This is a genomic window from Salipiger mucosus DSM 16094, from assembly GCF_000442255.1.
Taxonomy (GTDB): Bacteria; Pseudomonadota; Alphaproteobacteria; order Rhodobacterales; family Rhodobacteraceae; genus Salipiger; species Salipiger mucosus.
The window spans coordinates 177,267-202,508 of the sequence record NZ_KE557277.1 but is presented as its reverse complement, the minus strand read 5'-3'; the positions used below and the strand labels follow the sequence as shown (position 1 = coordinate 202,508).

The window sequence follows — 25,242 nt, the reverse complement described above, 5'->3', positions numbered from 1 at the left end:
GCATCGGGGCATCCGCGAAAATCATGCCTCGGGCGCCTCGGGCGTCTCCGAAGGCAACGCCGCCGGCTCGGTCGCCGGCGCGGTGGGCGCGCAGGGCCCGGAGGTCAGGCGGAAGCCGCCGCTCTCGAGCCGGACACCCTTGTCGGTCGCGATCCGGTAGCCGGCAATCTCCTGCAGCATCGGGCGGGTCATCCCGGTCTGGAACTCCACCGGCAGGTAATCGGACTCGCTCACGAGATCGCAGCCGACCGAGGCCACGGCCTCGTCAAAGGCCACGAGATCGGCGTCCTCCACCCCTTCCGGCGGCAGCGCACAGGCGGCCAGCAAGCCAATCAACGTCAGGCCACTCGCCAGGCGTGTCTTCCCCATCACGTGTCCCGTCTCCTTCTCGGTCGTTACACGGGGCCACGGCCCCGGCACAGCGTCTTAGCGGTCCACCTCGCCGAACACGATGTCCAGCGATCCGAGGATCGCGGCCACGTCGGCAAGCTGGTGATTGCGGCAGACGTGGTCCATCGCCTGCAGATGCAGATAGCCCGGCGCGCGCAGCTTGGCGCGGTAGGGCCGGTTCGTGCCGTCGGCCACGAGGTAGACGCCGAATTCGCCCTTGGGTGCCTCGACGGCGGCATAGACCTCGCCCTCGGGCACGTGGAAGCCCTCGGTGTAGAGCTTGAAGTGGTGGATGAGCGCCTCCATCGAGGTCTTCATCTCGGACCGCTTCGGCGGCGTCAGCTTGCCCCGCGCGAGCACGTCGCCCTGGTTCTCGGGCATCTTCAGCTTCTCGCAGGCCTGCTTCATGATCTTCACGCTCTCGCGCATCTCGGCCATGCGGACGAGGTAGCGGTCGTAGCAGTCGCCGTTCTTGCCAACCGGGATCTTGAAGTCGAACTCGTCGTAGCACTCGTAGGGCTGCGCGCGCCGCAGGTCCCAGGCGAGGCCCGAGCCGCGCACCATGACGCCGGAGAAACCGTGATCCTGGATGTCCTGCTCGGTCACGACGCCGATGTCGGCGTTGCGCTGCTTAAAGATCCGGTTCTCGGTCAGCAGCCCGTCGATATCGTCGAGGAAGGCCGGGAAGCCCTGGCACCACTCGTCGATGTCGTCGATCAGCTCGGGCGGAAGATCCTGGTGCACGCCCCCGGGACGGAAATAGGCGGCGTGGAGCCGCGCCCCGCAGGCGCGTTCGTAGAAGATCATCAGCTTCTCGCGCTCCTCGAAGCCCCAGAGCGGCGGCGTCAACGCGCCAACGTCCATGGCCTGCGTGGTCACGTTCAGCAGGTGGTTCAGGATGCGCCCGATCTCGCAGTAGAGCACGCGGATGAGCTGCGCCCGGCGCGGCACCTCGGTGCCGGTCAGCTTCTCGATGGCCAGCACCCAGGCGTGTTCCTGGTTCATCGTGCCGACGTAGTCGAGCCGGTCGAAATACGGCAGGTTCTGCAGGTAGGTCCGGCTCTCCATCAGCTTCTCGGTGCCGCGGTGGAGCAGACCGATGTGCGGGTCCACGCGCTCGACGATCTCGCCGTCGAGTTCCAGCACGAGGCGCAGCACGCCGTGCGCCGCCGGGTGCTGGGGGCCGAAGTTGATGTTGAAGTTGCGGATCTGCTGCTCGCCGGTGAGCGCGTCGTCGAAACCCTTGGAGCCGTCCATCACGCAGTGCCTCCGTTCGTCTTGTCCTTGAACGCCATGACCCAGAGAAGGATCAGCGCGCCAAGCGGGATGATGGCCACGAGTGAGACCCAGGCCGGGATGCCGAACTGCGGCAGCAGGCGCCAGAACGGCACGACGACCAGCACGCCCAGAACGATCAGCCAGATCAGACCGCCGCCGCCCATTCCGTAAGAGCCCATCACTTTGCGCCCCCCTCGGCCTTCTCGTCGCCGGGCAGGATGTACTCGGCCCCTTCCCAGGGCGACATGAAGTCGAACTGCCGGTATTCCTGCACCAGGTTCACCGGCTCGTAGACCACGCGCTTGAGCTCTTCGTCGTAGCGCAGTTCGACGTAACCCGTTGTCGGGAAGTCCTTGCGCAGCGGGTGCCCGCGGAAGCCGTAGTCGGTCAGGATTCGCCGCAGGTCCGGGTGGCCCGAGAAAAGGATCCCGAACATGTCGAAAACCTCTCGCTCGAACCAGTCGGCCGAGGGGTGAACGCCGGTGATCGAGGGCACGATGTCCTCGTCGCGGATCGCCATGCGCAGCCGGATCCGGTGGTTCTGGTACATCGACAGGAAGTGGTAGACCACGTCGAAGCGCTTGGGCCGCTGCGGGTAGTCGACCGCCGTGATGTCGACCAGCGACGAGAAACGGCAGGTCGGATCGGTCTTGAGGAACTCCACGAGCCCCAGGATGCTGGCCGGAGCCACGTTGACGTTCAGCTCGCCATGGCTCACGTCCCAGCCCAGCACGCAGTCGGGACGCTTGGTCTCGATGTGGCCGCCCAGTTCGTTCAGTGCTTCGGTCATGCCTTCCTCCGGGGCCTCAGCGGACGATCGTGCCGGTGCGGCGGATCTTCTTCTGCAGCGTCATGATGCCGTAGAGCAGCGCCTCGGCCGTCGGCGGGCAGCCCGGCACGTAGACGTCCACAGGCACCACGCGGTCGCAGCCGCGCACGACCGAGTAGCTGTAGTGATAGTAGCCGCCGCCGTTGGCGCAGGAGCCCATCGAGATCACGTAGCGCGGCTCGGGCATCTGGTCGTAGACCTTGCGCAGCGCCGGCGCCATCTTGTTGGTCAGCGTACCGGCCACGATCATCAGGTCCGACTGACGCGGACTGGCGCGCGGCGCGGCGCCGAAGCGCTCGAGATCGTAGCGCGGCATCGAGGTATGCATCATCTCGATCGCGCAGCAGGCGAGACCGAAGGTCATCCAGTGCAGCGAGCCGGTGCGCGCCCAGTTGATGACGTCGTCGACCGAGGTCAGCAGGAAGCCCTTGTCGCTGAGCTCGCGGTTCAGCGCCTGGGTCGCCGCCTCGGGGTCCGAGCCGGCCCCGTATTCGCCGTAGGCCGCCTTGGCCGAGGGGCCGGACTTCACGCGGTCGGCCTGCTGGCCGTCGCCCTGCACCTCGGTGACGAGCGGATCCTTGTCGCTCACTCCCATTCGAGTGCCCCCTTCTTCCATTCGTAGGCGAAGCCGATGGTCAGGACCCCGAGGAACACCATCATCGACCAGAAGCCGACCATGCTCACATCCTTGAAGGCCACGGCCCAGGGGAACAGGAAGGCGATCTCGAGATCGAAGATGATGAAGAGGATCGAGACGAGGTAGAACCTGACGTCGAACTTCATCCGGGCGTCATCGAAGGCGTTGAAACCGCATTCGTAGGCCGACACCTTCTCGGGGTCGGGATGCCTGACGGCGAGGACCACCGCGGCGAGGATCAGGACAAGGCCGAGACCGACGGCGACGCCCAGAAAAACGAGGATGGGGAGGTACTCCCGCAGCATCTCTTCCACTTGCTGGCTCCCTTGCGAGGCGCGCCGCGAAAACCGGCGCGGAGACCTTGGCGATGTCGCCTTGCTCTGTGTGACTTATCCCCGTGGCGTGACGGGGTCAACAACGGCCGCGGATATTCCCGAGAGGTTAAAACGCTTTTCGGACAATGGCCTAGCCCTTGATCGCCGGGTGGCCGCCTGAAGTTGCGACATTTTTTCAGTCGACCGGTGCATACCGCGCGGGCAGCGGCGGGGTTTCACGATGTCATGACCGCCAGCGCGAGCGCCGCCAACACCGCGTTGATCGGCGCCCAGAGCCGGCGCTCGACGGCCGCGCCGGAGGCCAAGTCGAGCGCAAGTGCGGCGCCGTGCACGCCCATCGCGACCCATCCCGTCCAGCGCGGCCAGTCGAGGCCCGGAAAACCTGCCGCCGAGATCAGCGCCAGCGCCTGAAACAGCAGCACCGCTGCCGCCAGCCCGGCCAGGACGCGGCGGCGCGGCGGCAGCGCCCCCGTGCCCTGCGCACCCTGCGCCCACTCCGCCAGTGGCAGCCCGAGGATCAGCCCCACCTGGAAGAAGATGCCCGCAAGGCAGAGCGTCGCGTGCAGGTGAGCCAGCTGCACCGCCAAGGGATCAGGCCCAGGGTGCCGGACGCTTGTCGAAGAAGGCACTGATGCCCTCCCGTGCCTCGTCGCTCTCCCAGCGGCGTGCCAGCGCGTCGATGGCCTCGTCGACCTGGGCGGTCGAGACCCGGCCGGCGAGGTCGTTCAGCAGCGCCTTCCCGGCCCGCACGGCCCCCGGCGCGCAGGCGAGATAGGCCGCGATCTCGTCCGCCACGGCTGCGTCCAGGTCCTCGGGCGCAACCGTACGGTTGAGAAGGTCCAGGCGTACGGCCTCCTCGGCCCCGAAGATGCGCCCGTTCATGAAGACCTCGCGCGCACGCACCGCGCCCATGCGCGCGACGACGTAGGGCCCGATGTTGGCCGGGATCAGGCCCAGCTTGACCTCGGTGAGGCCAAGCTTGATGCCCTGACCGCCCAGGGCCATGTCGCAGACCGAGATCAGCCCGAGCCCGCCGCCGAAGGCATTGCCGTGGATACGCCCGATCAGCGGTTGCGGCAACGCCGCGAGCGCCCCCAGAGCGGTGGCGATGCGCCGCGACTCGCTGCGCCGGGTGCCGGCGTCCATGCCGAACTGCTCGCGCATCCAGGCAAGATCGCCGCCGGCGCAGAAACTCTTTCCCTCGGCCGCCAGCACGACCACGCGCACGTCGTCGTCGGCAGCAAGCTCTTCGGCTGCGGCCTCGAGCTCGGTCATCATCTCCGCCGAGAGCGCGTTGTGCTTCTCGGGGCGCGCCAGCCAGATCCAAGCCACGCCGCGCGCCTCGCGCTCCACCCTGATCGTCGTCATCCTGTACCCTCCATCCTTTGCGCGATCCGCGTCGCCACGTCTTCGGGCCCGACCGCCGCCGTGTCGATGCGCAGCACCGGCGCCGTCCATGCCTCGTAGTCGCGCGCCTCGACCTCCGCCCAAGTCGGCAGAGACAGCCCCGCCACTTCGGCATGCCGCGTCTCGACGCGGCGGCGGTGTTCGGCGCGGTCGCCGCAGACCAGCTCGACGTCGATGCACCGCGCCCCGGCGTTTCCCGCCGCAGCACGCCAGGCCTCGCGCGTCAGCGCCAGCGGGTTCACGCCGTCGGCGATCACGTCGATCCCCTGCCCCAGCGCACCCTCGGCCACCGCGCGTGCCGCGGCATAGCCGCCGTCGGCGATATCGTCCGTGCGCAAGAAAGAGTCCCGCAGCGCCTGCTCGATGGCGTCGATCCGCAGCCAGAGCGCCCCGGTCCGCGCGGCGAGCGCCCGCGCCACGGCGCTCTTGCCGACGCCTGGCAGGCCCGAGAGCGCCACCATCACCGGCATCAGCCCCGCATGGCCCGCGCCATCTCGGCGGCCTCGCTCAGCACTGCCATGTCGAGCCCGGTCTCGTAGCCCAGCTCGGCCAGGCGCGCCGCCACTCTCTCGGTCGCCACGTTCCCCGCCGCGCCGGGTGCGTAGGGGCAGCCGCCCAGGCCGCCCACTGCCGCGTCGAAGACCCGTAGCCCGCGGCCCAGCGACACCTCGATGTTCTCCAGCGCCCGGCCGGCGGTGTCGTGGAAATGCCCCGCCAGCCGGTCTGCCGGCACCTCTGCTAGCACGGCCGAGAGCATGGCATCCACCGCCTCGGGCACGCCCTGCCCGATGGTGTCGCCCAACGATATCTCGTAGCAGCCCATGTCGCGCAGGGCCGAGACGACCCGCGCAACCTCGGAGGGCGGCACCGCGCCGTCGTAGGGGCACTCCACCACGCAGGAAACGTACCCCCGCACCGGCACACCTCGCTCGCGGGCCGCCTCGGCCACCGGCGCAAAGCGCTCCAGGCTCTCGGCGATGCTGGCGTTGATGTTCGCGCGCGAAAACCCCTCCGAGGCCGAGCCGAAAATCGCCACCTCGTCGGCGCCGGCCTCCATGGCCGCCTCAAAGCCGCGCATGTTCGGCGTCAGCGCCGCGTAGGAGACGCCCGGCACCCGCGTGATGCCCGTCAGCACCGCGCCCGAGTCGGCCATCTGCGGCACCCATTTGGGCGAGACGAAGCTCGCGCATTCGATCCGGCGAAAGCCCGCGCGGCTCAGGCAGTCGACCAGCGCGATCTTGTCCGCCGCCGGGATCTGCCGTTTCTCGTTCTGCAGCCCGTCGCGCGGGCCCACCTCGAAGATCTCGACCCTCTCGGCCATCTCGTCCTCCCTGCCTGCGGCTCCGGCTCAGGTCTCCCAGGCCGGGTAGAAATCCTGTGCGTAGACCCTCTGCTGCTCCTCGAGCTGCGGCAGCGAGCGAGCGAAACCCTCGCGCTCGGTGATGCGCGCATACCAGGCCTCGGTCTCTGGCCAGCCGTCCAGCCGCCGGAAATGCCGCGCCATGTAGACCGCTTGCCCCACGGCGATGTCCACCGCCGAGAACCCCGAGGTCAGGATGTGATCGGGCCGCTGGACCGGGGCCGAGAGCCGCGCCTCGATCGCGTCATAGCATTTGCCAAGGCGCGCCGCCTCGAGCTTCATCACGATGGGCGAGCGCTGCGCGTCCTCGCGCAGCATGATGTGCTGCTGGGTGAGCGCAGCGACGTGCTGCGAGATGGTCTCGGCGAAGTGCAGCCAGCAGAGCCAGGCCATGCGGTCCGGCGCCCCCGGCATCCGCCCCATCCCCGCGTCGGGATACTGCTCGCAGAGGTATTCCATCATCGCGCCCGACTCGAACATGCGCTCGCCCTCGATTTCCAGCGCGGGCACCCGGCCAGCCGGCGACAGCGCGAGGTAGTCCGGCTCGCGCAGGCTCTTGTCGAAGGGATGCGGCACCACCTCGAAGGGAATGCCCAGCTCGTGCAGCAGCCAGAGCACCCGCATCGAGCGGGATTGCGGCACGTGGTGCAGTCGGATCATGCGGCCTCCTCGTCGTCCTCGGCGAACCGGATCAGCGCCGCGCCGTGCTCGACCTGGGCACCGGCCTCGACCAGCACCTCGGCGATCACCCCGTCGCGCGGCGCGGTGAGCGTGTGTTCCATCTTCATGGCCTCGAGCACCGCCAGACGGTCGCCCGCCCCCACGGTCTGCCCCGGCTCGGCCAGCACCGCAACCACCTTGCCGGGCATCGGCGCCTCGATCACGCCCGAGCCGCCGGCACCCTCGATGGCGCGCCGCAGCGGATCGACCACGCCGAAGCGCAGCCCGTGACCGGCAAACACGGTGATGGTGTCCGCGTCCTGCGCCACCGGCTCGGCCGGCACGCCATCGAACCGCCAGCCACCGTCGCGGCGAAGCGCCTCGACCGTCGCGCCCGGCACCTCGATCTCGGCACGATCCGGCCCGAGCATCTTCAGGTAGCAGCGCAGCTCCTCGCCCGCGTGGTCAAGCCGCAGGCTGCGCCGCAGCGGCTGCCAGAGCGTGAAACCCGTCGCTGGCGCCGTCTCCTCCAGCAGGCCGGCGGCGGCCAGCGCGGCCAGCGCCACGACACGCGGCGGCGTCTCCGGCGCCTCGGTCAGGGCGTCGAGGTCGCGCTCGATCAGCCCGGTATCCACCTCGCCGCGCGCAAAGCCCGGATGCACGGCCAGCGCGCCAAGGAAGGCAAGGTTCGTCACCGTCCCGGCCACCTGCGTTTCCGAAAGCCCGCGTGCCAGCTTGCGCAGCGCGATGGCCCGCGTGGGCCCGTGCACGATGAGCTTTGCGATCATCGGGTCGTAGTGCGGCGAGATCGCGTCGCCCGCACGCACCCCGCTGTCGGCGCGCAGGCCCTCGGGGAAGGCAAGATGCGAGAGCCGCCCCGTCGCGGGCAGAAAGCCTGCCGGCACGTCCTCGGCATAGAGCCGCGCCTCGAAGGCATGGCCGGTGATCGACAGATCCTCCTGCCGCGCCGGCAGCGGCTCCCCCGCCGCCACGCGGAACTGCCATTCCACGAGGTCGACCCCGGTCACCAGCTCGGTCACCGGGTGCTCGACCTGCAGACGCGTGTTCATCTCCATGAACCAGAACCGGTCGGGCCGCAGCCCCTCGGACCCATCGACGATGAACTCAACCGTGCCCGCGCCGCGATAGCCGATCGCCTCCGCCGCGCGCACGGCGGCCTGGCCCATGGCGGCGCGCATCTCCTCGGACATGCCCGGCGCCGGGGCCTCCTCGATCACCTTCTGGTGCCGGCGCTGCAGCGAACAATCCCGCTCGAAGAGATGCACCGCCCGCGTGCCGTCGCCAAAGACCTGCACCTCGATGTGGCGCGGCGCCTGCACGAACTTCTCGATCAGCACGGCGTCGTTGCCGAAGGCACCGCGCGCCTCGGCCCGGGCGCTCTCCAGCGCGGGCGCGAACTCCCCGGGCTCGCGCACGACGCGCATCCCCTTGCCACCGCCGCCCGCCACGGCCTTGATGAGCACCGGGTAGCCGATGGCATCGGCCTCCCCCGCGAGGAACTGCGCATCCTGCTCGTCGCCGTGATAGCCGGGCACCACCGGCACGCCGGCCTCGTGCATCAGCCGCTTGGCTGCATCCTTGAGCCCCATGGCCCGGATCGCCGAGGCCGAGGGCCCGACGAAACGCAGCCCCGCCGCCTCGACCTGCTCGACGAACTCGGGGTTCTCCGAGAGGAACCCGTAGCCCGGATGAACGGCCTGCGCCCCGGTGGCCAGCGCCGCCTCGACGATGGCATCGCCGCGAAGATAGCTCTCCGACGGCGCCGCGCCCCCGATGTGCACTGCCCGGTCCGCCAGCGCGACGTGCTTCGCGCCGGCGTCGGCATCCGAGTAGACGGCCACCGTCCGCAGCCCCATGCCCCGCGCCGTCTCGATGACGCGGCAGGCGATCTCGCCGCGGTTGGCGATCAGAACCGTGTCGAACATCTCAAGCCCTCCCGTCCTTTCATCTTTCCCAAAGTACGCATCGGCGCCACCTCCACACCCGGAGTGCCTCCCCTGCCGAGCGCGTCATCCGAAATCCTCCACGACCCGGAAGCGCTCCACCACCATCACGGCCTCCGGTGAGAACACCCCGGCACGCCGCAGGTAGGCTTCATAGCCCTGCCGCCAGTGCGCAAGATCGCGGAACTCGCCCTGCGGCGCGACGCGATCCTCGTCCATGTCGCAAAACCGCAGGTGCTCCACGGCCAGCGTCTTGACCGCGCAGGCCGGCCGCCCGGTCCAGTCCAGCGCGATGTCCACCCTGCCCGGTTCGGGCAGCACCTCGCCGCGCGCCTCGAAACCCGCCAGCGCGTCGCAACTCACGGTCTTGGCACCGCTGCGCACCAGCGCCAGGATCTCGGCATTCAACGCGGCGCTGTCACCGTAGCGAAAGGTCACGGCGCCCGGCCAGCGCGTCAGTGCCGCCTCGACCGACAGGCTCACCGCCCCGCCCCGGCGAAGGCGCGGGGTGGGCGGGCGGGCGCGGCTTCGACGGGGCGGGGCATGGCGCGCGGCACCCGGGACCACGGAAGTCTCACATCCGGAACACGCCAAAGCGCGTCTCCTCGATGGGCGCGTTCAGCGCCGCCGACAGCGACAGCGACAGCACCTCGCGCGTCTTGCGCGGATCGACGATGCCGTCGTCCCAGAGCCGCGCCGAGGCGTAGAGCGGGTGCGACTGCCGCTCGAACATCTCCACGGTGGGCCGCTTGAAGGCGACCTCCTCCTCCTCGGTCCAGCTCTCGCCGGCGCGCTCCATGGCGTCGCGCTTGACGGTGGCGAGAACGCCCGCCGCCTGCTCGCCCCCCATGACCGAGATCCGGCTGTTGGGCCAGGTCCAGAGGAACCGCGGCTGGTAGGCCCGGCCCGCCATGCCGTAGTTGCCCGCGCCAAAGGAGCCGCCCACCAGCATGGTGATCTTCGGCACCGAGGTCGTCGCCACCGCGGTCACCATCTTGGCGCCGTGCCGTGCGATGCCCTCGTTCTCGTAGCGCCGCCCCACCATGAAACCGGTGATGTTCTGCAGGAAGACCAGCGGGATACCGCGCTGCGAACAGAGCTCGACGAAATGCGCCCCCTTCTGCGCCGCCTCGGAGAAGAGCACGCCGTTGTTGGCCACGATCCCCACCGGGCAGCCCTTCACGTGGGCAAAGCCCGTCACCAGCGTCTCGCCGTAGCGCGGCTTGAACTCGTCGAAGCGCGAGCCGTCGACCACGCGGGCGATGACCTCTCGGATGTCAGTAGGGCGTGCGCAGGTCGGCGGGCACCACGCCGAGGATCTCGTCGGGGTCGTAGGCCGGCTCCTCGGGGCTCTGCCAGGCCACGGTCGCAGGCTTCTCGCGGTTGAGTCCGCCCACCGCGCGGCGCGCCAGCGCGAGCGCATGGTCGTCGTCCTCTGCGAGGTAGTCCGCCACGCCCGAGAGCCGCGTGTGCACGTCGCCGCCGCCCAGGTCCTCGGCGCTCACCACCTCGCCCGTCGCGGCCTTCACCAGCGGCGGGCCGGCCAGGAAGATGGTGCCCTGCTCCTTCACGATGATTGTCACGTCCGACATGGCCGGCACGTAGGCGCCGCCCGCCGTGCAGGACCCCATGACCACCGCGATCTGGGCGATGCCCTTCGCGCTCATCCGCGCCTGGTTGTAGAAGATCCGGCCGAAATGATCGCGGTCGGGGAAAACCTCGTCCTGGTTCGGCAGGTTCGCCCCGCCGCTGTCCACGAGGTAGACGCAGGGCAGCCGGTTCTCCTCGGCGATCTCCTGGGCGCGCAGGTGCTTCTTGACGCTCATGGGGTAGTAGGTGCCGCCCTTCACGGTGGCGTCGTTGCAGACGACCATGACCTCCTGCCCCTGCACCCGCCCGATGCCGGCGATCACGCCGGCCGAGGGCGCCGCCCCGTCGTAGAGCCCGTGCGCCGCTGTCGCGCCCACCTCGAGGAAGGGCGAGCCGGGGTCGAGCAGGTTCGCCACCCGCTCCCGCGGGAGCATCTTGCCGCGGTCGAGGTGCCGTTTGCGCGCACGCTCGCCGCCCCCCGCCGCGGCCAGCGCGGCGGCCTCCTCGACCACGCGCAGCGCCTCGAGATGGCCGCTGCGGTTGGCCTTGAACTCCTCGGAGCCCGCAATCGCCTGCGAGACAAGTTTCATCGCGTATCTCCCGTTGATCCCGGCCGCGCCATCGGGCGCAGCGGCGGCGGCTTCTGCGCCCATCCGGCCTCTGTCGCACGCGGCGCGGCGCCCAGGAACCGCGCCATCTGCCAGGCCAGGACCGCCGAGCCCAGCCGGCGATTGGCCTCGCGCGCCTCGCACCAGGCCTCCATGACCTCGGTGGACCCGGCGCAATCGTCGCCAGCCGAGCGATCCCGCGCGAGTGCCCAAAGCGCGGGGTAAAGCGCGTCCGACTCGGTGCCGTCCCGCCCCGCGACCTCGGCCGGCTCGGGCAGCGTCGCCATGACTTCCGCCGTCATCTCGTCCTGCGTCTCCGCCAGCGCGTGCTGGCAGGGCAAGGGCGCTTCGGAACGATCGCAGCGGACGATGCCGACGGTGCCGCAGAACTCGGTGCCATAGGTCTCTCCGATCTCGAACCCGTCCTCGGGCCCCTCGCGCAGCCGCTTGAGCGCGCGTTCGTAGCGCGCGATCTCGATATTCATGCAGGTGGCGAACGCGGGCAGCGGCTCGGGGTCCGCGACAGCCTCGCTGGACAGCGGCGCGACCAGAAGAAGGGCCGAGGACAGGGCCCCGATGTGCCAGCGCCCGCTCATGCCCCTGTCTCCTCGGCTGCGCGGGCCTTCAGCTCCTTGCGGATCACCTTGCCGGTGACGGTCATCGGAAGCTCATCAAGAAAGGAAATTTCCCTTGGATAGGAATAGCTTGCCAGGCGTTCCTTAACCCATTCCTGAAGGTCGCCCGGGGTCGCGGCGACGCCGGGCTTCAGCACCACGTAGGCCTTGACGATCTCGGTGCGCAGCGCGTCGGGCTTGCCCACGACGCCCACCGTCGCGACCGCGGGATGCGTGAGCAGGCAATCCTCGATCTCGGCCGGACCGATCCGGTAGCCGCCCGAGGTGATGACGTCATCCTCCCGTCCCACGAAGCGCAGGTAGCCGTCCCCGTCAAAGACGCCCCGGTCGCCGGTCACCAGCCAGTCGCCGCGAAACTTCTCTGCCGTGGCATACGGATTGTTCCAGTATTCCAGCAACATGGAGGCCGATCCTCTCCTGACCGCAACGTCGCCCTCACCGTCGGTCTCGCGGCCCTCGGCGTCGATCACGGCGACCTCGTGCCCGGGCACCGGCTTGCCGATGCAGCCCGGGCGCGGCGCAAAGAGCGCGTTGCTGGAACTGGCCACCATGTTGCACTCGGTCTGGCCGTAGAACTCGTTGATCGTCACGCCAAGCGCCTCGCGGCCCCAGGCCAGCATCTCGGCACCCAGCGGCTCGCCGCCGCTCGCGACCGAGCGCAGGCCCGGCAAGGTCGCGTCCGCCGCCTTGAGCATCCGCAGCGCCGTCGGCGGAAAGAAGACGTTGCGCACCCCGCCCTCGCGGACGATGTGCTGGCAGGCCTCGGCGTCGAATTTTGCCAGCCGCGCGGCGACCACCGGCACGCCGAGACAGAGGGCCGGCATTGCCACGTCGAACAGGCCGCCGATCCAGGCCCAATCCGCCGGCGTCCAGAGCACGTCACCCGGCTGGCCCAGCAGGTCGTGGCTCATCTCGACTCCCGGCAGGTGACCGCGCAGCACGCGGTGGCCATGCAGCGCACCCTTGGGCTTGCCGGTGGTGCCGGAGGTATAGATCAGCACGGCCGGGTCCTCGGGTCCGGTCTCGGCGGGCGCTTCGGTCATGCCCGTGGCGGGCAGGTCCGCCTCTATCCCGGCGACGAGGTCGAAGCCCGCCAGCAGCTCGCGCCCCCCGGCATCGGTAATGACCGCCTTCGCGCCGGCGTCGTCGAGCCGGCTGTGCAGCGCGCCCTGCTTGAAAAGCTTGAAGAGCGGCACGGAGATCGCGCCCATCCGCCAGGCCGCGATGTGTGCCGCCGCGCAGAGCGCCCCCTGCGAGAGCAGCACGCCCACCCGGTCGCCGCGCGTCACGTCCTGCGTCCGCAGCCAGGCCTCGACCCGCCGCGACAGGGCCTGCAGCTCGCCGTAGGTGGTGACGCGGGCCGCGCCGTCGCTCAGGTCGATGATCGCCGTCCGCTCGGGTGCCGCCTCCGCCCAGTCGTCGCAGACCTCGCGCGCCATGTTCAGCCGGGCGGGCAAGTCCCAACGGAAATCGCGCCGGAGCGCCGCGTAGTCATCGCCCGCAAGCACGCGCCGTGCCGTGGTCATCTCCTCCACGCCATTCATGCCTCGGGCCTCCGCGTCACGTCACGCGACAGCAGCCGCCCGGCGCGATCGACCGCGTAGCGCAGCGTCTCGGCCTCGCCCGCGCAGGTCACCACGACCCAGGCGGGCGCAGTCCCCGGCCGCCCGGTGCAGTCGCTGCGCTGCGCGTCGTCTCCGCCCTCGTCCAGGTAACGTGCCACCATCGCCTCGATCACGTCCGTTTCGCTCAGCTCCGCCGCCTCGCGCCCTGCCCTCAGGGCCAGCACCGCGGCAACCGCCGCGAGCAAAGCCACCGGGGCAAAGAGGCGCAGGCCACGGCTCATCCCATGGCCGCCATCAACTCGCGCCCCACCAGCATGCGGCGTATTTCCGAGGTTCCCGCGCCGATCTCCATGAGCTTGGCATCGCGGAAAAGCCGCGCCACCGGGGCGTCGGCCAGGAAACCCGCCCCGCCCATGGCCTGCACCGCCTGGTGCGCCTGGACCATGGCTTGCTCGGAGGCATAGAGACAGCAGGCCGCCGCGTCCTGTCGGGTGACGTCGCCCCGGTCGCAGGCCTTGGCGACCTCGTAGACATAGGCGCGGGCCGAGTTCATCGCGGTGTACATGTCGGCAATCTTGCCCTGCATGAGCTGGAAGTTCCCGATCGGCTGGCCGAACTGCTTGCGCTCGACCATGTAGGGCATGATCTCGTCAAGACAGGCCGCCATGATGCCGGTGCCGATCCCCGCGAGCACCACGCGCTCGTAGTCGAGACCCGACATGAGCACGCGCACGCCCTTGCCCTCTTCGCCGAGGATGTTGTCGAAGGGCACCTCCACGTCCTCGAAGATCAGCTCGGCCGTGTTGGAGCCGCGCATTCCCAGCTTGTCGAAATGCGCGCTGCTGGAAAAGCCCTGCATGTCCTTCTCGATCAGGAAGGCGGTGATGCCCCGGGCGCCGGCCTCGGGCTCGGTCTTGGCATAGACCACCAGCGTATCGGCGTCGGGACCATTGGTGATCCAGTACTTGTTGCCGTTCAGAACGAAGCGGTCGTTCTTCTTCTCGGCCCGCAGCGACATCGAGACCACGTCGCTGCCCGCGCCCGCCTCGGACATGGCCAGCGCGCCGACATGCACGCCCGAGATCAGCCCGGGCAGATACTTCGCGCGCTGCGAGTCGTCGCCGTTGAGCTTGATCTGGTTCACGCAGAGGTTGGAATGCGCGCCGTAGGACAGCGAGACGCTGGCCGAGGCGCGGGCGATCTCCTCGACCGCGACGACATGCGCGAGATAGCCCATACCGGCCCCGCCCATGTCCTCGGGCACGGTGATGCCCAGCAGGCCAAGCTCGCCCATCTCGCGCCACAGATCGTTCGGAAAGGCGTTCGAGCTGTCGACCTCGGCCGCCATGGGCTTCACCCGCTCCTGCGCCCAGCGGTGGACCATGTCGCGCAGCGCGTTCACGTCCTCGCCCAGATCGAATTTCATGACCGCGTTGAACATCCTTCGCCCTCCCCCGGCGGTTATTGAACGCTTGTTCAAATCTACGCAGTGTCGCCGCCGTGCGTCAAGTCCCGCGGAACGCGCCGCGACGTCACGGCGTTGGCCCCGCGAACGACACGAATGAAAGGAGACACCATGTCGACGGACGTGAAAACCAGCGACGTCAGGAAAGCCTTCTGGAAGCGCCTCGACGACGTCCGGGCCGGCCTGCTGGCCGCGGACGGCGAGCGCCCGGTGCCCATGTCGCCGCATGCCGATCCCGACGAGAACGCGATCTGGTTCATCACCGCACGCGGCTCGGCCGCCGACCGCGCGGCACACAGCGGTGGCGAAGCCTCGTTCCACGTGGCCGACTCCAAGGCCAACGTCTTTGCCAACGTCTTCGGCAAGATCGACATCTCGGACGATTCCAAGAAGCTCGACGAGATCTGGAGCGCCGTGGCCGGTGCCTGGTTCGAGAACGGCCGCGACGACGAGTCGGTGCGACTGGTCAAGATGACGCCGCACGATGCCGAGGTCTGGGCCGGTGACGGCGGCGCGAGCTTCCTTTACGAGATCGCCCGTGCCAACGTGAAGGGCGGCACGCCCGACGTGGGTGAGCACGCCCGCGTGACGTTCTGATCCGGAGATCCGACCGATGAAATTACGCCCCCTCGCCGCTCTGCTTTGCCTGGTTCCCCTCATGGCCAGGGCCGAGCAGGTCGGCGAGGTCGGCGTGGACTGGACCGGCAACGACATCATCATCGAGGCCGTTGCCGACCCCGACGTGGCGGGCGTCACCTGCCATGTCGCCTACTTCGAACGCGGTCTTGTCGACCGGCTGACCAAGGGCAACTGGTTCGAGGATCCCTCCAATGCCTCCATCGCCTGCCGCCAGACCGGGCCGATCGAGATCGGCGACATCGACCGCGACGACGACGGCGAGGACGTCTTCCGCGCCTCGCGCTCCATCATCCTGAAATCACTGCGCGTGAAACGCATCTACGACGAGGCGAACCGCACGCTGATCTACCTTGTGCACGCGCGCGAGGTCGCGGACGGTTCGGCCAAGCTCGCGATCTCGACGGTGCCCCTCTACGGCAGCGACGCCGAGTGAGACACGCCGGGGACGGCGGGCGGGGCGATGCTCCGCAGGAGCGAGCGCCGTTGCCGGCCCCTAAAGAACGTGGCCCGCGTCGTAGCCATAGATCCAGTCGAACTGGTGCAGCAACCTGTCCGGCGCCAGCCGCCCCAACGCGCCCATGCCTAGGTGCGCCACGCCGCGCACCAGCGGATTGCGCAGATGGTATTTCCACGCGTTGCCATTGGCCGCCTCGACCACGCGCACGCAGCGGTCACGGCGCAACTCGCGGTAGCGCGTCAGCGCTGCCTCCTGGTCCGGTTCGGCCTCGAGGCACTGCGCCAGCACGAGGGCATCCTCCAGCGCCATGTTCGCACCCTGCGCCATGAAGGGCAGCGTCGGGTGCGCCGCGTCACCCAGGATCGCGACGCCAGGCGCCGACCAGTGCCGCGCGACCGGGTGGCGGTAGAGTCCCCAGAGCCCGGGCCTCTCGGCCGCCTCCATCAGGCGCTGCACCGGCTCGCAGAAACCGGCAAAGGCCCTTCGCATGTTCTGCGGGTCGTCCTGTTGCGACCAGCTTTCCGCGGTCCAGTCGCGCCGCTCCTCGACGGCGACGAGGTTCACCATCCGTCCCTCGCGCAGCGGATAGCTCACGACGTGCCGCCCGGGCCCCATGTGCACGCGGGCCTCGTCGGGATGATCCACCACGTTCGGCACCACCGCCCGCCAGGCCACCTGGTGCGTGAAGAAGGGCGCCACGACTCCGTTCAGCCCCTGCCGCACGACCGAGTGCAGACCATCCGCCCCCACCACCAGATCGGCCTCGCATGCGTCGCCGTTGGCCAGTTCCAGCGCGACCCGCTTGCCCGGGCGGACGCGTGACACCTTTTGAAGCAGGCGGAGTCGCACACCTGCGGCGCGCGCTGAGCCGGCAAGCATGTCGATGAGATCGGCGCGATGGACAAAGAAGTAGTCCCAGCCGAGGGGCAGCCGACCGAGATCGAGGCGCACCACCTCGCTCCCGCGGCGGTAGTCACGAAGACTGACCGCGCCAGCCGCGCAGGCGCGCGCGCGCAGCGCCGCGCCCAGCCCAAGCGCCTCGATCACCCGCATGCCGTTGGGGCTGAACTGAAGGCCGGCGCCCACTTCGGAGATCGTCTCGGCCTGTTCCAGCACCGTGACCTCGGCCCCGCGGCGCGCCAACGCCAGCGCCGCGGCCAGTCCCCCGATCCCTCCGCCGACGACGACGGTCTGCCTGCCTTGCAGCGTCATTTCCACTTCCCCGAGACGGAAACGCCGGGGCGTTTATGCCCCGGCGTTTCCGGTATCCTGTTCGTGCCTTTCCGCGATGTGTCAGTCGTCGCGGTGCACCTTCTCGCGCCGCTCGTGGCGTTCCTGAGCCTCGAGGCTCATGGTCGCGATCGGGCGGGCATCGAGCCGCTTGAGCGAGATCGGTTCGCCGGTCACTTCGCAGTAGCCGTATTCGCCTTCCTCGATCCGGCGCAGGGCCGAGTCGATCTTGGCGACCAGCTTGCGCTGGCGGTCACGGGTGCGAAGTTCGAGGGCGCGGTCGGTCTCCTCGCTGGCACGGTCGGTCACGTCGGGAATGTTCCGCGTGGCCTCCTGCAGCGCCTCGATCGTGTCCCGACTCTCGGCAAGCAGATCGTTCTTCCAGGCGATCAGCTTGCGGCGGAAGTACTCGGTCTGACGGTCGTTCATGAACGGCTCGTCTTCGGCCGGACGATAATCGTCTGGAAGAAAGGTTTCGGGCTTCATGGCTGCTCCCTCTTCAAAGCCGGATTCCGACAAGTCCACAACCTTTCAAGATCCGGCACCCCTTGCGCCGCTGCACTTACCCCAGCCCCGCAGGGATGTCACTACACAATAGTGGGGCTTTCGGGCGAAATCGCGGCGGTCGCACAATGCTTTGGCACAGCATCCCGCCGACCTTTGCACAGCTGCCCTGCGGCGGCTTGCAATGCGTCCGGGTGCCCGGTAGCCAAAGGGGTATACCCCGAAAGGAGCCACACATGACGGCACGTTTCGACGGCACGACCGACTACGTCTCGACCGACGACCTGACCATGGCGGTGAACGCCGCGATCACGCTCGAACGCCCGCTTCTGGTCAAGGGCGAGCCCGGCACCGGCAAGACCGAGCTGGCCCGCCAGGTGGCCTCCGCGCTGGGGCTGGAGATGATCGAATGGTCGATCAAGTCCACCACCCGCGCGCAGCAGGGGCTTTACGAATACGACGCGGTCAGCCGTCTGCGCGACAGTCAGCTCGGCGACGAGCGGGTGAACGACGTCGCCAACTACATCCGCAAGGGCAAACTCTGGCAGGCCTTCGAGGCGGATCACAAGACCGTCCTGCTGATCGACGAGATCGACAAGGCGGACATCGAGTTCCCCAACGACCTGCTGCAGGAACTCGACCGGATGGAGTTCCACGTCTACGAGACCGGCGAGACGGTGCGCGCGCGCCAGCGGCCCATCGTCATCATCACCTCGAACAACGAGAAGGAACTGCCCGACGCCTTCCTGCGCCGCTGCTTCTTCCACTATATCAAGTTCCCCGACCACGAGACTCTGCGCCAGATCGTCGAGGTGCACCATCCCGGCATCAAGCGCGCGCTGCTCGATACCGCGCTGACGCAGTTCTACGAGCTGCGCGATCAGCCGGGCCTCAAGAAGAAGCCCTCGACCTCCGAGGTGCTGGACTGGCTCAAGCTGCTGCTGGCCGAGGATCTCGACGCCGCCGACCTCAAGCGCGACGGTGCCAGCGCCCTGCCCCGTCTGCACGGCGCGCTGCTCAAGAACGAGCAGGACGTGCACCTCTTCGAGCGGCTGGCCTTCATGGCGCGCCGCGGACGGTGACGCGGCGGCGGGGCCTCAGTCGAGGTCCAGCCGCATGGTTGCCATGCCGCCCTTGCGGCTGAGCTCCTCGTAGCCCGCAGCCTGGTAGACGCGCAGCGCCGGCTCGTTGTCGGTCTCGCATTTCAGCGTGATGGTCAGCGCGCCAAGGTCGCGCGCGGCCCGCTCGATCCAGCCGGCCATCTGGTGGCCGGTGCCGCCGCGCATCTCCTCCTCCACGAAGACGTAGGTCAGGTGCCGCACCTCCGGGCCGACGCCCACACGCAGGGCGAAAAAGCCCACCTCGCGGCCCTCGGGATCGACGATGAAAAAGGACTCGTCGTCGAGCTCGTTGAGCCATTTCTCGGACCATTCGGCGGCATCGAAGGGATGCTTGGCACTGGGGTTCACCAGCGCCAGGTCGTCGGGATCGGCCAGCAGCCGGCCCAGCGGGGCGAGATCGCGGGTGTCGTTGCGGCGGAGTGTCAGCTCGGTCATGGGCGGTTCGTCCTCGGGCGGGTCTCCAAAGCCTCCGTTGCAAACATATGCGGCGGGTCGGGTTCAACCCCCTCTCCCCGGAAAAGCCGCGCCCCTCGCGGCACCGCCACCCGGATCGGTTGACCGCGGCGAGAAAGCCGCGCAGGCTCCGCCGCAACTGGTATACCAAGTGCGCGGTCCCATGCTTCACGTCCTCACCCACAACATCCTGCCGGTCTTTTCCATGCTCGCGCTGGGGTTCATCCTGGGCCGCGTGGGCAAGTTCTCGCGCGAGGAGGCGGGCGCGGTGAACCGGGTGGCCTTCCTGCTGCTGCAACCGGCGCTGATTTTCCCGCTTATCGCCTCGGTGCCCTTCCACGAGTTCCAGCTCGGCGCGCTCGCGGTCTACGCGCTCTGCGAGGTGGTGGCCTTCGTCGCGGCCTTCGCCGTCGCGCGCTGGATCTTCCGGCGCGAGCTGGCAGAGGCCTGGCTGCTGGCCATGGCGGTGATCTTCGTCAACTCGCTGCTCTACATCTGGCCGATCTCCTACCTGATCTACGGTGAGGAAGCCGCCCTGCCGATCACCGCCATCGTGGCCTGGGACGCCTCGGTGAGCTTCGCCTTCTTCATCATCACGACGGACCTGATCGCCAATCCCTCCGCCGGGATCGCGGCGCCGGTGAAACGGATCGTCACCAACCCGATCCTGATCGCCATCGTGCTGGGCGCGGCGGTGAACCTCGGCGGTATCGCGGTGCCCGAGCCGTTGCTGACCGCAGCCGACTTCGCCGGTGCGGGCGCAGCCCCGCTGACGCTCTTCGCGCTTGGCGTGATCCTCTCGGGCCAGAGCCTCGTGCCCTCGCCCGTGGTCGCGGCGATCTCGGGGATGAAGCTGCTGGCCTTTCCCGCGCTCGTCTTCGCCGCCTTGATGATGACGGGGACCGAAGGGCGCTGGTTCGACCTCTTCGTGCTGAACGCCGCCGGTCCTTCGGGGGCCATGGCCTTTGCGCTGGCGCTACTCAACGGGGTGCGAACCGACGCGGTGGCGCCGGTCATCATCTGGACCTCGGCGCTCTCGCTCTTCTCGCTGGCCTGGCTGGCGTGAGCCCTCCGCGCGCCTAGTCCGCCGCCTGGAAGACGAAGCAGCGGTTCCGACGCACGCTGAGCCACATCGGCGTGCCTGCCGCGGGCAGGAAGACGTCGGGCACACTGGCGCGGATGATGCCGCCGTCGAACTCCATGCGGAATTCCACGAGGCTTTCCGAGCCGAGGAAACGCGCCCGCTGCACCACGCCGCGCGCCGGGGTGCCGGCGATCTCGGTCGGATGCGGGCCGCGCCCGTTGCGATCGAAGTCGATGTTCACGTGCTGCGGGCGGAAGACGATGTCCACCTCGGCCCCGTCCGGCACGCCGGGCGCGAGGAAGACGCCGAAGGGCGTATCGGTCAGCGCACCTTCAACTTTGCCGCGCAACACGTTGACGTCGCTGAAAAACGCGACCGCGGCCTTGTCGGCCGGCGCGTTGTAGATGTTGTAGGGCGCGCCGCGCTGCACGATCTGACCGTCGCGCATCAGCGCGATCTCGTCGGCCATGCGCATGGCCTCTTCGGGTTCGTGCGTCACCAGCAGGACCGAGGCGCCCTCTTCCTTGAGCAGCGCCAGCGTCTCGTCGCGGATGCCGTCGCGCAGGCGATTGTCGAGCCCGGAAAACGGCTCGTCCATCAGCATGATGCGCGGCTGCGGCGCCAGAGCGCGGGCCAGCGCCACGCGCTGCTGCTCACCGCCCGACAGCTGGTGCGGAAACTCGTCGATGAAGTGTGACAGCCCCACCCTTTCGAGCAGCGCGCCCGCGCGCTTGCGCTTGGCGGCGCGGTCGCCCTTCAGCCCGAAGGCCACGTTGTCGCCAACCGAAAGGTGCGGGAAGAGCGCGAAATCCTGGAACATCAGCCCGATGTTCCGCCGCTCGGGCGGGATGCGGAAGACGGTATCGCAGACGAGGTTGCCGTCGACGTGGATCGTGCCCTCATCCTGCATCTCGACGCCGGCGATCATGCGCAGGGTCGTGGACTTGCCGCAGCCCGAGGGCCCCAGCAGGCAGGTCACGTTGCCCGGCGCGATGGTCAGCGAGACGTGGTCCACCACCGCGCGGCCATCGAACCGCCGGACCAGGTCCCGGATTTCAAGTCTGGGTGTGGGGGTGTCCACGCCTGCCTCGCCCTTATTCCGATGGAATTCATCGGGAAACTTGCACGCGACTTAGCAACCCCGCCGCAGGGCCGCAAGGCTCAGTCCGAAAGCGCCTTGCCGAGCCGCGGCAGCCGCGCCTTCTTGAGCAGCTTGCGCATCGGCCAGGGCTCGCCCGAGAGCCGCTCGGCCTCGGCCCGGACCCGCGCGCAGACCTCGGCCACCATGCCCGGCTGCGCCTGCCAGATGCCCAGCAGGAAGCCGTCGGGATCGGCTCGGCTGAGCCCTTCGTCGGCAAGGATGTTGCGCGGGAAGTCCTTGGCGTTGACCGTCACGATCACATCCGCAGACCCCGCGATGGCCGCGGCCAGCACGTGCAGGTCGGCGGGATCGGGCAGCCAGAGGCGGGATTCCAGCGAGGGCGCCCAGGCGACCTCGGCCGCCGGCCAGGCGGCGCGCACCTGGGCGATCTCGGCGCGGGCCTGCGCCTCGCCGTCGGGGCCCAGCTTGCGCGCGGCGCGCGCCCATTCCTCGAGGATGCGCCCCGACCAGAGCGGGGTGAAGGCGCCGGTCGCGGCCACGCCCAGCAGCACCTCGCGCATCACCGTCGGGTAGATCACGTTGGTGTCGAGCAGCACCTTCACAGGCGGAAGACCAGCGCCTTGAGATAGCCCGACTCGGCCAGTTGCGGCAGCAGAGGGTGGTCCGGCCCGGCAAAGCCCGTATGCAGCAGTTGCGCCCGCCGCCCCGCGCGCCCGATGCCGCGCAGGCAGGCGCCGGTGAAGACCGAGAGGTCGGCAGCATGGCTGCAGGAGCAGAGCACGAGAAAGCCGCCCTCCTCGACCAGCGGCGCCGAAAGGCGCGCGACACGCTCGTAGGCGCGCAGCCCGGCCTCGAGCGCGGGCTTGGCCGGGGCAAAGGCTGGCGGATCGCAGATCACGAGGCCGAAGCGCTCGCCCTCGTCCCCCAGCGCCGTGAGCGTATCGAAGGCGTCGCCCTTGCGGGTCGCGAAGCGCTCCGCGGCGCCCATGCGCGCCGCGCCCTCCTCGGCCAGCGCGAGCGCCGGGGCCGAGCCGTCGACCGCCAGCGCGCTCGTCGCGCCGCCCGCCAGCGCCGCCAGCGCGAAGCCTCCGACGTGGGAAAACACGTCCAGCACCCGCTGCCCGCGCGCCAGCCGCGCGGCAAAGGCCTGGTTCGGTCGCTGGTCGTAGAAAAGGCCCGTCTTCTGCCCGCCGGTCACGTCCGCCATGTAGGTGGCGCCGTTCATATCGACCGGCACCGGCGCCTCGGGCGCGGCGCCTGCAAGCACCGCGTCGATGTCGTCCAGCCCTTCGAGCGAGCGCCCGCGCGACCCCGCGTTCTTGAGCACGTTGGTCACGCCCGCGACCTCGACCAGCGCCTGCGCCAGCTCGGGCAGAAGCGCCTCGGCCCAGGCGGCGTTCGGCTGCACCACGGCGGTATCGCCGAAACGGTCGATGATGACGCCGGGCAGCCCGTCGGCCTCGGCATGCACGAGGCGGTAGTAGGGCGCCTCATAGAGCCGCTCGCGCAGCGCCAGCGCACGGGTCAGCCGCGCGGCCAGCCAGTCGCGCCCGATCTCGGCCCCGGTGTCGCGGTCGAGCATCCGCGCGGCGATGCGCGAGGCGGGCGTGAGGCCCACGAGCCCCAGCGGTTTGCGGTCCTGGTCCTCGAGCAGCGCCACCGTGCCGGGCGCGAGCGCCTTCGTGCGGCGGTCGAGCACCAGTTCGTTGGCATAGACCCAAGGGAAGCCGCGGCGAATGGCGCGGGCGTTGGCCTTGGGCTTGAGGCGGATCACGGGAAGCGAGGCAGCAGTCATGGAGCTCCCTATAGCCCGTGCCCCTTGCCGAGGGAAAGCGCCGATCCGCCCGGTCGTGATCGCCGGCAAAAATCGAACGCGATACAGGACCCCGGACACCCGCGTGGCCCTCTGCCGAGCCGCGGTTCTGCCAAGGAAAGCGCCTCTCGCGCAGTTTCGGATCGGCAGGCGTGCAAAGGCCTGCCGGTCACGGCCACACATGCCACGACGGCTTTACGGTTAGCGCTAACTGCGCTACATCCCGAGGCAGACGTCGCCCAACGGATCGGCGCTTTGTCGGAAAGGAAGGTCACGATGCCGCTCGACGCCACCATCGCCCGGGTCACCGAAGCCATCGAGGAACGCTCTGCCGCCCGGCGCGCCAGCTATCTCGACCGGATGCGCCGCGCCGCCGACGAGGGCCCGCGCCGCGCGCACCTGACCTGCGGCAACCAGGCCCATGCCTACGCCGCCTCGGGCGCCGACAAGGACGCACTGGCCGGCGGCCGCGCGCCCAACCTCGGCATCGTCACCGCCTACAACGACATGCTCTCGGCGCACCAGCCGTTCGAGCGCTTTCCCGATCTCATCCGCGAGGCGGCACGCGCCTCGGGCGGGACCGCGCAGGTCGCGGGCGGTGTGCCCGCGATGTGCGACGGCATCACCCAGGGCCAGGTCGGCATGGAGCTCTCGCTGTTCTCGCGCGACGTGATCGCGCTGGCGGCGGGCGTCGCGCTCTCGCACAACACCTTCGACGCGGCCGTCTACCTGGGCGTCTGCGACAAGATCGTTCCCGGGCTGGTGATCGCGGCGGCGACCTTCGGCTACATCCCGGGCATCTTCCTGCCGGCGGGCCCGATGACCAGCGGGCTGCCCAACGACGAGAAGAGCAAGGTGCGCCAGAAGTTCGCCACGGGCGAGATCGGCCGCGACGAGCTGATGAAGGCCGAGATGGCAAGCTATCACGGCCCCGGCACCTGCACCTTCTACGGCACCGCCAACACCAACCAGATGCTCATGGAGTTCATGGGGCTGCACCTGCCGGGTGCCTCCTTCGTGAACCCGAACACGCCGCTGCGCGACGCGCTGACCACGACCGGGGCGCAGCGCGCGCTGGAGATCACCAAGCTTGGCAACGACTATCGCCCGGTCTGCGACGTGCTCGACGCAAAGGCCTTCGTGAACGGCATCGTGGGGCTCATGGCGACCGGCGGCTCGACCAACCTCGTGCTGCACCTGCCCGCCATGGCGCGGGCGGCGGGCATCGTGCTCGAGCTCGAGGATTTCGACGCGATCTCGAACGTCACACCGCTGATGGCCAAGGTCTACCCGAACGGGCTGGCCGACGTGAACCACTTCCACGCGGCGGGCGGGCTGCAGTACATGATGGCCGAGCTGCTCGATGCGGGCCTGCTGCACGAGGATGTCACCACCGTCGCAGGCGACGGGCTGCGCCACTACACGCAGGAGCCCAAGCTCACCGACGGCGAGGTCACCTACCGGGAGGCCGCCCGCGAGACGCAGAACGACCGCATCCTGCGCCCTGCGGCCGATCCCTTCCAGCCGACCGGCGGGCTTGCGCAGCTGGACGGTAACCTCGGCCACGGCATCATGAAGGTCTCGGCCGTCGAGCGCGAGCGCCACGTGATCGAGGCGCCGGTGCGGGTCTTCCAGGACCAGGAGGCGGTCAAGGCGGCCTTCAAGGCCGGCGAATTCACGAGCGACACCGTGGTCGTCGTCCGTTTCCAGGGCCCGAGTGCCAACGGCATGCCCGAACTGCACGGCCTGACGCCGACCCTCGCGGTGATGCAGGATCGCGGCCTGAAGGTGGCGCTGGTCACCGACGGGCGCATGTCCGGCGCCTCGGGCAAGGTTCCCGCGGCGATCCACGTGTGCCCCGAGGCGGCGCACGGCGGGCCGCTCGCCAAGCTGCGGGACGGCGACGTGGTCCGGGTCGACGCGACGGCGGGCACGCTGAGCTGTCTCGCACCCGATTTCGACAGTCGCACGCCGGTGACGGCCGATCTGGCCGACAACGACCACGGCGTCGGCCGAGAACTCTTCGAGGCCTTCCGCCAGAACGTTGGCCTTGCCTCCAACGGGGCTGCGGTGGTCGTGTGACACCGCGACACCGAATCTCCATCAACAGAAAGAC

The 25,242-nt window shown here is 69.3% G+C and carries 28 protein-coding genes and 1 pseudogene; 5 read left to right on the top strand and 24 right to left on the bottom strand.

Features of this window, described 5'->3' with window-relative positions; translation table 11 throughout:
- Positions 1 to 21 precede the first annotated feature (21 nt).
- The 18 genes and pseudogenes from SALMUC_RS14905 to SALMUC_RS14820 all read right to left on the bottom strand — a co-directional run bounded on the left by SALMUC_RS14905 (position 22) and on the right by SALMUC_RS14820 (position 14,699).
- Positions 22 to 369 (bottom strand): hypothetical protein, encoded by a 348-nt coding sequence (locus SALMUC_RS14905; protein WP_020038710.1) that lies wholly within the window; start codon positions 367 to 369, stop codon positions 22 to 24.
- Between the two features lie 57 nt (positions 370 to 426).
- A complete protein-coding gene (locus tag SALMUC_RS14900; RefSeq protein WP_020038711.1) occupies positions 427 to 1,647 on the bottom strand; it encodes an NADH-quinone oxidoreductase subunit D in 1,221 nt (406 codons plus the stop codon).
- Entirely contained in the window at positions 1,647 to 1,847 is a 201-nt protein-coding gene (locus SALMUC_RS14895; RefSeq protein ID WP_245584709.1) for a hypothetical protein, read from the bottom strand. The genes SALMUC_RS14900 and SALMUC_RS14895 overlap by 1 nt, the downstream gene beginning before the upstream one ends.
- Positions 1,847 to 2,458: an NADH-quinone oxidoreductase subunit C gene (locus SALMUC_RS14890; RefSeq protein ID WP_020038713.1), complete on the bottom strand. Its 612-nt coding sequence runs from the start codon at positions 2,456 to 2,458 to the stop codon at positions 1,847 to 1,849. The genes SALMUC_RS14895 and SALMUC_RS14890 overlap by 1 nt, the downstream gene beginning before the upstream one ends.
- Before the next feature lie 16 nt (positions 2,459 to 2,474).
- The gene (locus tag SALMUC_RS14885; protein ID WP_020038714.1) at positions 2,475 to 3,092 is read right to left on the bottom strand and encodes a NuoB/complex I 20 kDa subunit family protein; all 618 of its coding nucleotides are present in this window, start codon (positions 3,090 to 3,092) and stop codon (positions 2,475 to 2,477) included.
- Positions 3,083 to 3,448 carry an NADH-quinone oxidoreductase subunit A gene (locus tag SALMUC_RS14880; protein ID WP_020038715.1) on the bottom strand — a complete coding sequence of 122 codons (366 nt, stop codon included), beginning with the start codon at positions 3,446 to 3,448 and terminating at the stop codon, positions 3,083 to 3,085. The genes SALMUC_RS14885 and SALMUC_RS14880 overlap by 10 nt, the downstream gene beginning before the upstream one ends.
- Positions 3,449 to 3,684: 236 nt before the next feature.
- Positions 3,685 to 4,050 (bottom strand): hypothetical protein, encoded by a 366-nt coding sequence (locus tag SALMUC_RS14875; RefSeq protein WP_245584716.1) that lies wholly within the window; start codon positions 4,048 to 4,050, stop codon positions 3,685 to 3,687.
- Between the two features lie 10 nt (positions 4,051 to 4,060).
- Positions 4,061 to 4,837, bottom strand: coding sequence for a crotonase/enoyl-CoA hydratase family protein (locus tag SALMUC_RS14870; protein WP_020038717.1), 777 nt, complete (start codon positions 4,835 to 4,837; stop codon positions 4,061 to 4,063).
- On the bottom strand, positions 4,834 to 5,346 hold the full coding sequence (locus SALMUC_RS14865; protein WP_020038718.1) for a P-loop nucleotide/nucleoside kinase family protein: 513 nt from the start codon (positions 5,344 to 5,346) through the stop codon (positions 4,834 to 4,836). Before SALMUC_RS14865 ends, SALMUC_RS14870 begins: the two co-directional genes overlap by 4 nt.
- Positions 5,346 to 6,197 carry a hydroxymethylglutaryl-CoA lyase gene (locus SALMUC_RS14860; protein WP_020038719.1) on the bottom strand — a complete coding sequence of 284 codons (852 nt, stop codon included), beginning with the start codon at positions 6,195 to 6,197 and terminating at the stop codon, positions 5,346 to 5,348. The genes SALMUC_RS14865 and SALMUC_RS14860 overlap by 1 nt, the downstream gene beginning before the upstream one ends.
- A gap of 27 nt (positions 6,198 to 6,224) precedes the next feature.
- The gene (locus SALMUC_RS14855) at positions 6,225 to 6,896 is read right to left on the bottom strand and encodes a glutathione S-transferase family protein (RefSeq protein WP_020038720.1); all 672 of its coding nucleotides are present in this window, start codon (positions 6,894 to 6,896) and stop codon (positions 6,225 to 6,227) included.
- Positions 6,893 to 8,842: an acetyl/propionyl/methylcrotonyl-CoA carboxylase subunit alpha gene (locus SALMUC_RS14850; RefSeq protein WP_020038721.1), complete on the bottom strand. Its 1,950-nt coding sequence runs from the start codon at positions 8,840 to 8,842 to the stop codon at positions 6,893 to 6,895. The genes SALMUC_RS14855 and SALMUC_RS14850 overlap by 4 nt, the downstream gene beginning before the upstream one ends.
- 84 nt (positions 8,843 to 8,926) lie before the next feature.
- On the bottom strand, positions 8,927 to 9,343 hold the full coding sequence (locus SALMUC_RS14845; protein WP_020038722.1) for an ASCH domain-containing protein: 417 nt from the start codon (positions 9,341 to 9,343) through the stop codon (positions 8,927 to 8,929).
- A gap of 91 nt (positions 9,344 to 9,434) precedes the next feature.
- Positions 9,435 to 11,040 (bottom strand): annotated as a pseudogene (locus tag SALMUC_RS31690) (carboxyl transferase domain-containing protein).
- Positions 11,037 to 11,654, bottom strand: coding sequence for a hypothetical protein (locus SALMUC_RS14835; RefSeq protein ID WP_020038724.1), 618 nt, complete (start codon positions 11,652 to 11,654; stop codon positions 11,037 to 11,039). The pseudogene SALMUC_RS31690 and the gene SALMUC_RS14835 overlap by 4 nt, the downstream one beginning before the upstream one ends.
- Positions 11,651 to 13,237, bottom strand: coding sequence for an AMP-binding protein (locus tag SALMUC_RS14830; RefSeq protein WP_020038725.1), 1,587 nt, complete (start codon positions 13,235 to 13,237; stop codon positions 11,651 to 11,653). The genes SALMUC_RS14835 and SALMUC_RS14830 overlap by 4 nt, the downstream gene beginning before the upstream one ends.
- Positions 13,234 to 13,539, bottom strand: a complete 306-nt coding sequence (locus SALMUC_RS14825; RefSeq protein WP_020038726.1) for a hypothetical protein — start codon at positions 13,537 to 13,539, stop codon at positions 13,234 to 13,236. Before SALMUC_RS14825 ends, SALMUC_RS14830 begins: the two co-directional genes overlap by 4 nt.
- A complete protein-coding gene (locus SALMUC_RS14820) occupies positions 13,536 to 14,699 on the bottom strand; it encodes an acyl-CoA dehydrogenase family protein (RefSeq protein WP_020038727.1) in 1,164 nt (387 codons plus the stop codon). Before SALMUC_RS14820 ends, SALMUC_RS14825 begins: the two co-directional genes overlap by 4 nt.
- 135 nt (positions 14,700 to 14,834) lie before the next feature.
- On the opposite strand from SALMUC_RS14820, the gene SALMUC_RS14815 reads away from it, so the two are divergent.
- Together SALMUC_RS14815 and SALMUC_RS14810 are read left to right on the top strand one after the other, a co-directional pair.
- Positions 14,835 to 15,320, top strand: coding sequence for a pyridoxamine 5'-phosphate oxidase family protein (locus SALMUC_RS14815; RefSeq protein ID WP_020038728.1), 486 nt, complete (start codon positions 14,835 to 14,837; stop codon positions 15,318 to 15,320).
- A 16-nt stretch (positions 15,321 to 15,336) separates the two neighbouring features.
- Complete coding sequence (locus tag SALMUC_RS14810; protein ID WP_020038729.1) at positions 15,337 to 15,795, top strand: CreA family protein; 459 nt, start codon at positions 15,337 to 15,339, stop codon at positions 15,793 to 15,795.
- A 60-nt stretch (positions 15,796 to 15,855) separates the two neighbouring features.
- Here the strand turns inward: SALMUC_RS14810 and SALMUC_RS14805 are convergent, their stop codons facing one another.
- Both SALMUC_RS14805 and dksA read right to left on the bottom strand, forming a co-directional pair.
- Positions 15,856 to 17,031: an FAD-dependent monooxygenase gene (locus SALMUC_RS14805; RefSeq protein WP_020038730.1), complete on the bottom strand. Its 1,176-nt coding sequence runs from the start codon at positions 17,029 to 17,031 to the stop codon at positions 15,856 to 15,858.
- 81 nt (positions 17,032 to 17,112) lie between these two features.
- Positions 17,113 to 17,535 (bottom strand): RNA polymerase-binding protein DksA, encoded by a 423-nt coding sequence (gene dksA, locus SALMUC_RS14800; protein WP_020038731.1) that lies wholly within the window; start codon positions 17,533 to 17,535, stop codon positions 17,113 to 17,115.
- A gap of 254 nt (positions 17,536 to 17,789) precedes the next feature.
- On the opposite strand from dksA, the gene SALMUC_RS14795 reads away from it, so the two are divergent.
- Positions 17,790 to 18,635 (top strand): AAA family ATPase, encoded by an 846-nt coding sequence (locus SALMUC_RS14795; protein ID WP_020038732.1) that lies wholly within the window; start codon positions 17,790 to 17,792, stop codon positions 18,633 to 18,635.
- Between the two features lie 15 nt (positions 18,636 to 18,650).
- Here SALMUC_RS14795 and SALMUC_RS14790 read toward each other — a convergent pair whose 3' ends face one another.
- The gene (locus tag SALMUC_RS14790; RefSeq protein WP_020038733.1) at positions 18,651 to 19,109 is read right to left on the bottom strand and encodes a GNAT family N-acetyltransferase; all 459 of its coding nucleotides are present in this window, start codon (positions 19,107 to 19,109) and stop codon (positions 18,651 to 18,653) included.
- A gap of 181 nt (positions 19,110 to 19,290) precedes the next feature.
- On the opposite strand from SALMUC_RS14790, the gene SALMUC_RS14785 reads away from it, so the two are divergent.
- On the top strand, positions 19,291 to 20,193 hold the full coding sequence (locus tag SALMUC_RS14785; RefSeq protein ID WP_020038734.1) for an AEC family transporter: 903 nt from the start codon (positions 19,291 to 19,293) through the stop codon (positions 20,191 to 20,193).
- A 13-nt stretch (positions 20,194 to 20,206) separates the two neighbouring features.
- Here SALMUC_RS14785 and SALMUC_RS14780 read toward each other — a convergent pair whose 3' ends face one another.
- The 3 genes from SALMUC_RS14780 to SALMUC_RS14770 all read right to left on the bottom strand — a co-directional run bounded on the left by SALMUC_RS14780 (position 20,207) and on the right by SALMUC_RS14770 (position 23,108).
- On the bottom strand, positions 20,207 to 21,292 hold the full coding sequence (locus tag SALMUC_RS14780) for an ABC transporter ATP-binding protein (RefSeq protein ID WP_021120442.1): 1,086 nt from the start codon (positions 21,290 to 21,292) through the stop codon (positions 20,207 to 20,209).
- An 80-nt stretch (positions 21,293 to 21,372) separates the two neighbouring features.
- Positions 21,373 to 21,915: an RSP_2648 family PIN domain-containing protein gene (locus tag SALMUC_RS14775; protein WP_020038736.1), complete on the bottom strand. Its 543-nt coding sequence runs from the start codon at positions 21,913 to 21,915 to the stop codon at positions 21,373 to 21,375.
- Positions 21,912 to 23,108, bottom strand: coding sequence for an RSP_2647 family RNA methyltransferase (locus tag SALMUC_RS14770; protein ID WP_020038737.1), 1,197 nt, complete (start codon positions 23,106 to 23,108; stop codon positions 21,912 to 21,914). Before SALMUC_RS14770 ends, SALMUC_RS14775 begins: the two co-directional genes overlap by 4 nt.
- Before the next feature lie 294 nt (positions 23,109 to 23,402).
- On the opposite strand from SALMUC_RS14770, the gene edd reads away from it, so the two are divergent.
- A complete protein-coding gene (edd, locus tag SALMUC_RS14765) occupies positions 23,403 to 25,208 on the top strand; it encodes a phosphogluconate dehydratase (protein WP_020038738.1) in 1,806 nt (601 codons plus the stop codon).
- Positions 25,209 to 25,242 lie beyond the last annotated feature (34 nt).

Bases quoted from the DNA above. Each gene is read 5' to 3' on its own strand.
- SALMUC_RS14820 (WP_020038727.1), bottom strand. From the start codon at position 14,699: ATGTTCAACGCGGTCATGAAATTCGATCTGGGCGAGGACGTGAACGCG.
- SALMUC_RS14810 (WP_020038729.1), top strand. From the start codon at position 15,337: ATGAAATTACGCCCCCTCGCCGCTCTGCTTTGCCTGGTTCCCCTCATG.
- SALMUC_RS14795 (WP_020038732.1), top strand. From the start codon at position 17,790: ATGACGGCACGTTTCGACGGCACGACCGACTACGTCTCGACCGACGAC.
- SALMUC_RS14815 (WP_020038728.1), top strand. From the start codon at position 14,835: ATGTCGACGGACGTGAAAACCAGCGACGTCAGGAAAGCCTTCTGGAAG.
- SALMUC_RS14885 (WP_020038714.1), bottom strand. From the start codon at position 3,092: ATGGGAGTGAGCGACAAGGATCCGCTCGTCACCGAGGTGCAGGGCGAC.
- SALMUC_RS14770 (WP_020038737.1), bottom strand. From the start codon at position 23,108: ATGACTGCTGCCTCGCTTCCCGTGATCCGCCTCAAGCCCAAGGCCAAC.
- SALMUC_RS14785 (WP_020038734.1), top strand. From the start codon at position 19,291: ATGCTTCACGTCCTCACCCACAACATCCTGCCGGTCTTTTCCATGCTC.
- SALMUC_RS14890 (WP_020038713.1), bottom strand. From the start codon at position 2,458: ATGACCGAAGCACTGAACGAACTGGGCGGCCACATCGAGACCAAGCGT.
- dksA (WP_020038731.1), bottom strand. From the start codon at position 17,535: ATGAAGCCCGAAACCTTTCTTCCAGACGATTATCGTCCGGCCGAAGAC.
- edd (WP_020038738.1), top strand. From the start codon at position 23,403: ATGCCGCTCGACGCCACCATCGCCCGGGTCACCGAAGCCATCGAGGAA.
- SALMUC_RS14855 (WP_020038720.1), bottom strand. From the start codon at position 6,896: ATGATCCGACTGCACCACGTGCCGCAATCCCGCTCGATGCGGGTGCTC.
- SALMUC_RS14825 (WP_020038726.1), bottom strand. From the start codon at position 13,539: ATGAGCCGTGGCCTGCGCCTCTTTGCCCCGGTGGCTTTGCTCGCGGCG.
- SALMUC_RS14805 (WP_020038730.1), bottom strand. From the start codon at position 17,031: ATGACGCTGCAAGGCAGGCAGACCGTCGTCGTCGGCGGAGGGATCGGG.
- SALMUC_RS14850 (WP_020038721.1), bottom strand. From the start codon at position 8,842: ATGTTCGACACGGTTCTGATCGCCAACCGCGGCGAGATCGCCTGCCGC.
- SALMUC_RS14900 (WP_020038711.1), bottom strand. From the start codon at position 1,647: ATGGACGGCTCCAAGGGTTTCGACGACGCGCTCACCGGCGAGCAGCAG.
- SALMUC_RS14865 (WP_020038718.1), bottom strand. From the start codon at position 5,346: ATGCCGGTGATGGTGGCGCTCTCGGGCCTGCCAGGCGTCGGCAAGAGC.
- SALMUC_RS14860 (WP_020038719.1), bottom strand. From the start codon at position 6,197: ATGGCCGAGAGGGTCGAGATCTTCGAGGTGGGCCCGCGCGACGGGCTG.
- SALMUC_RS14835 (WP_020038724.1), bottom strand. From the start codon at position 11,654: ATGAGCGGGCGCTGGCACATCGGGGCCCTGTCCTCGGCCCTTCTTCTG.
- SALMUC_RS14905 (WP_020038710.1), bottom strand. From the start codon at position 369: ATGGGGAAGACACGCCTGGCGAGTGGCCTGACGTTGATTGGCTTGCTG.
- SALMUC_RS14830 (WP_020038725.1), bottom strand. From the start codon at position 13,237: ATGAATGGCGTGGAGGAGATGACCACGGCACGGCGCGTGCTTGCGGGC.
- SALMUC_RS14790 (WP_020038733.1), bottom strand. From the start codon at position 19,109: ATGACCGAGCTGACACTCCGCCGCAACGACACCCGCGATCTCGCCCCG.
- SALMUC_RS14870 (WP_020038717.1), bottom strand. From the start codon at position 4,837: ATGACGACGATCAGGGTGGAGCGCGAGGCGCGCGGCGTGGCTTGGATC.
- SALMUC_RS14895 (WP_245584709.1), bottom strand. From the start codon at position 1,847: ATGGGCTCTTACGGAATGGGCGGCGGCGGTCTGATCTGGCTGATCGTT.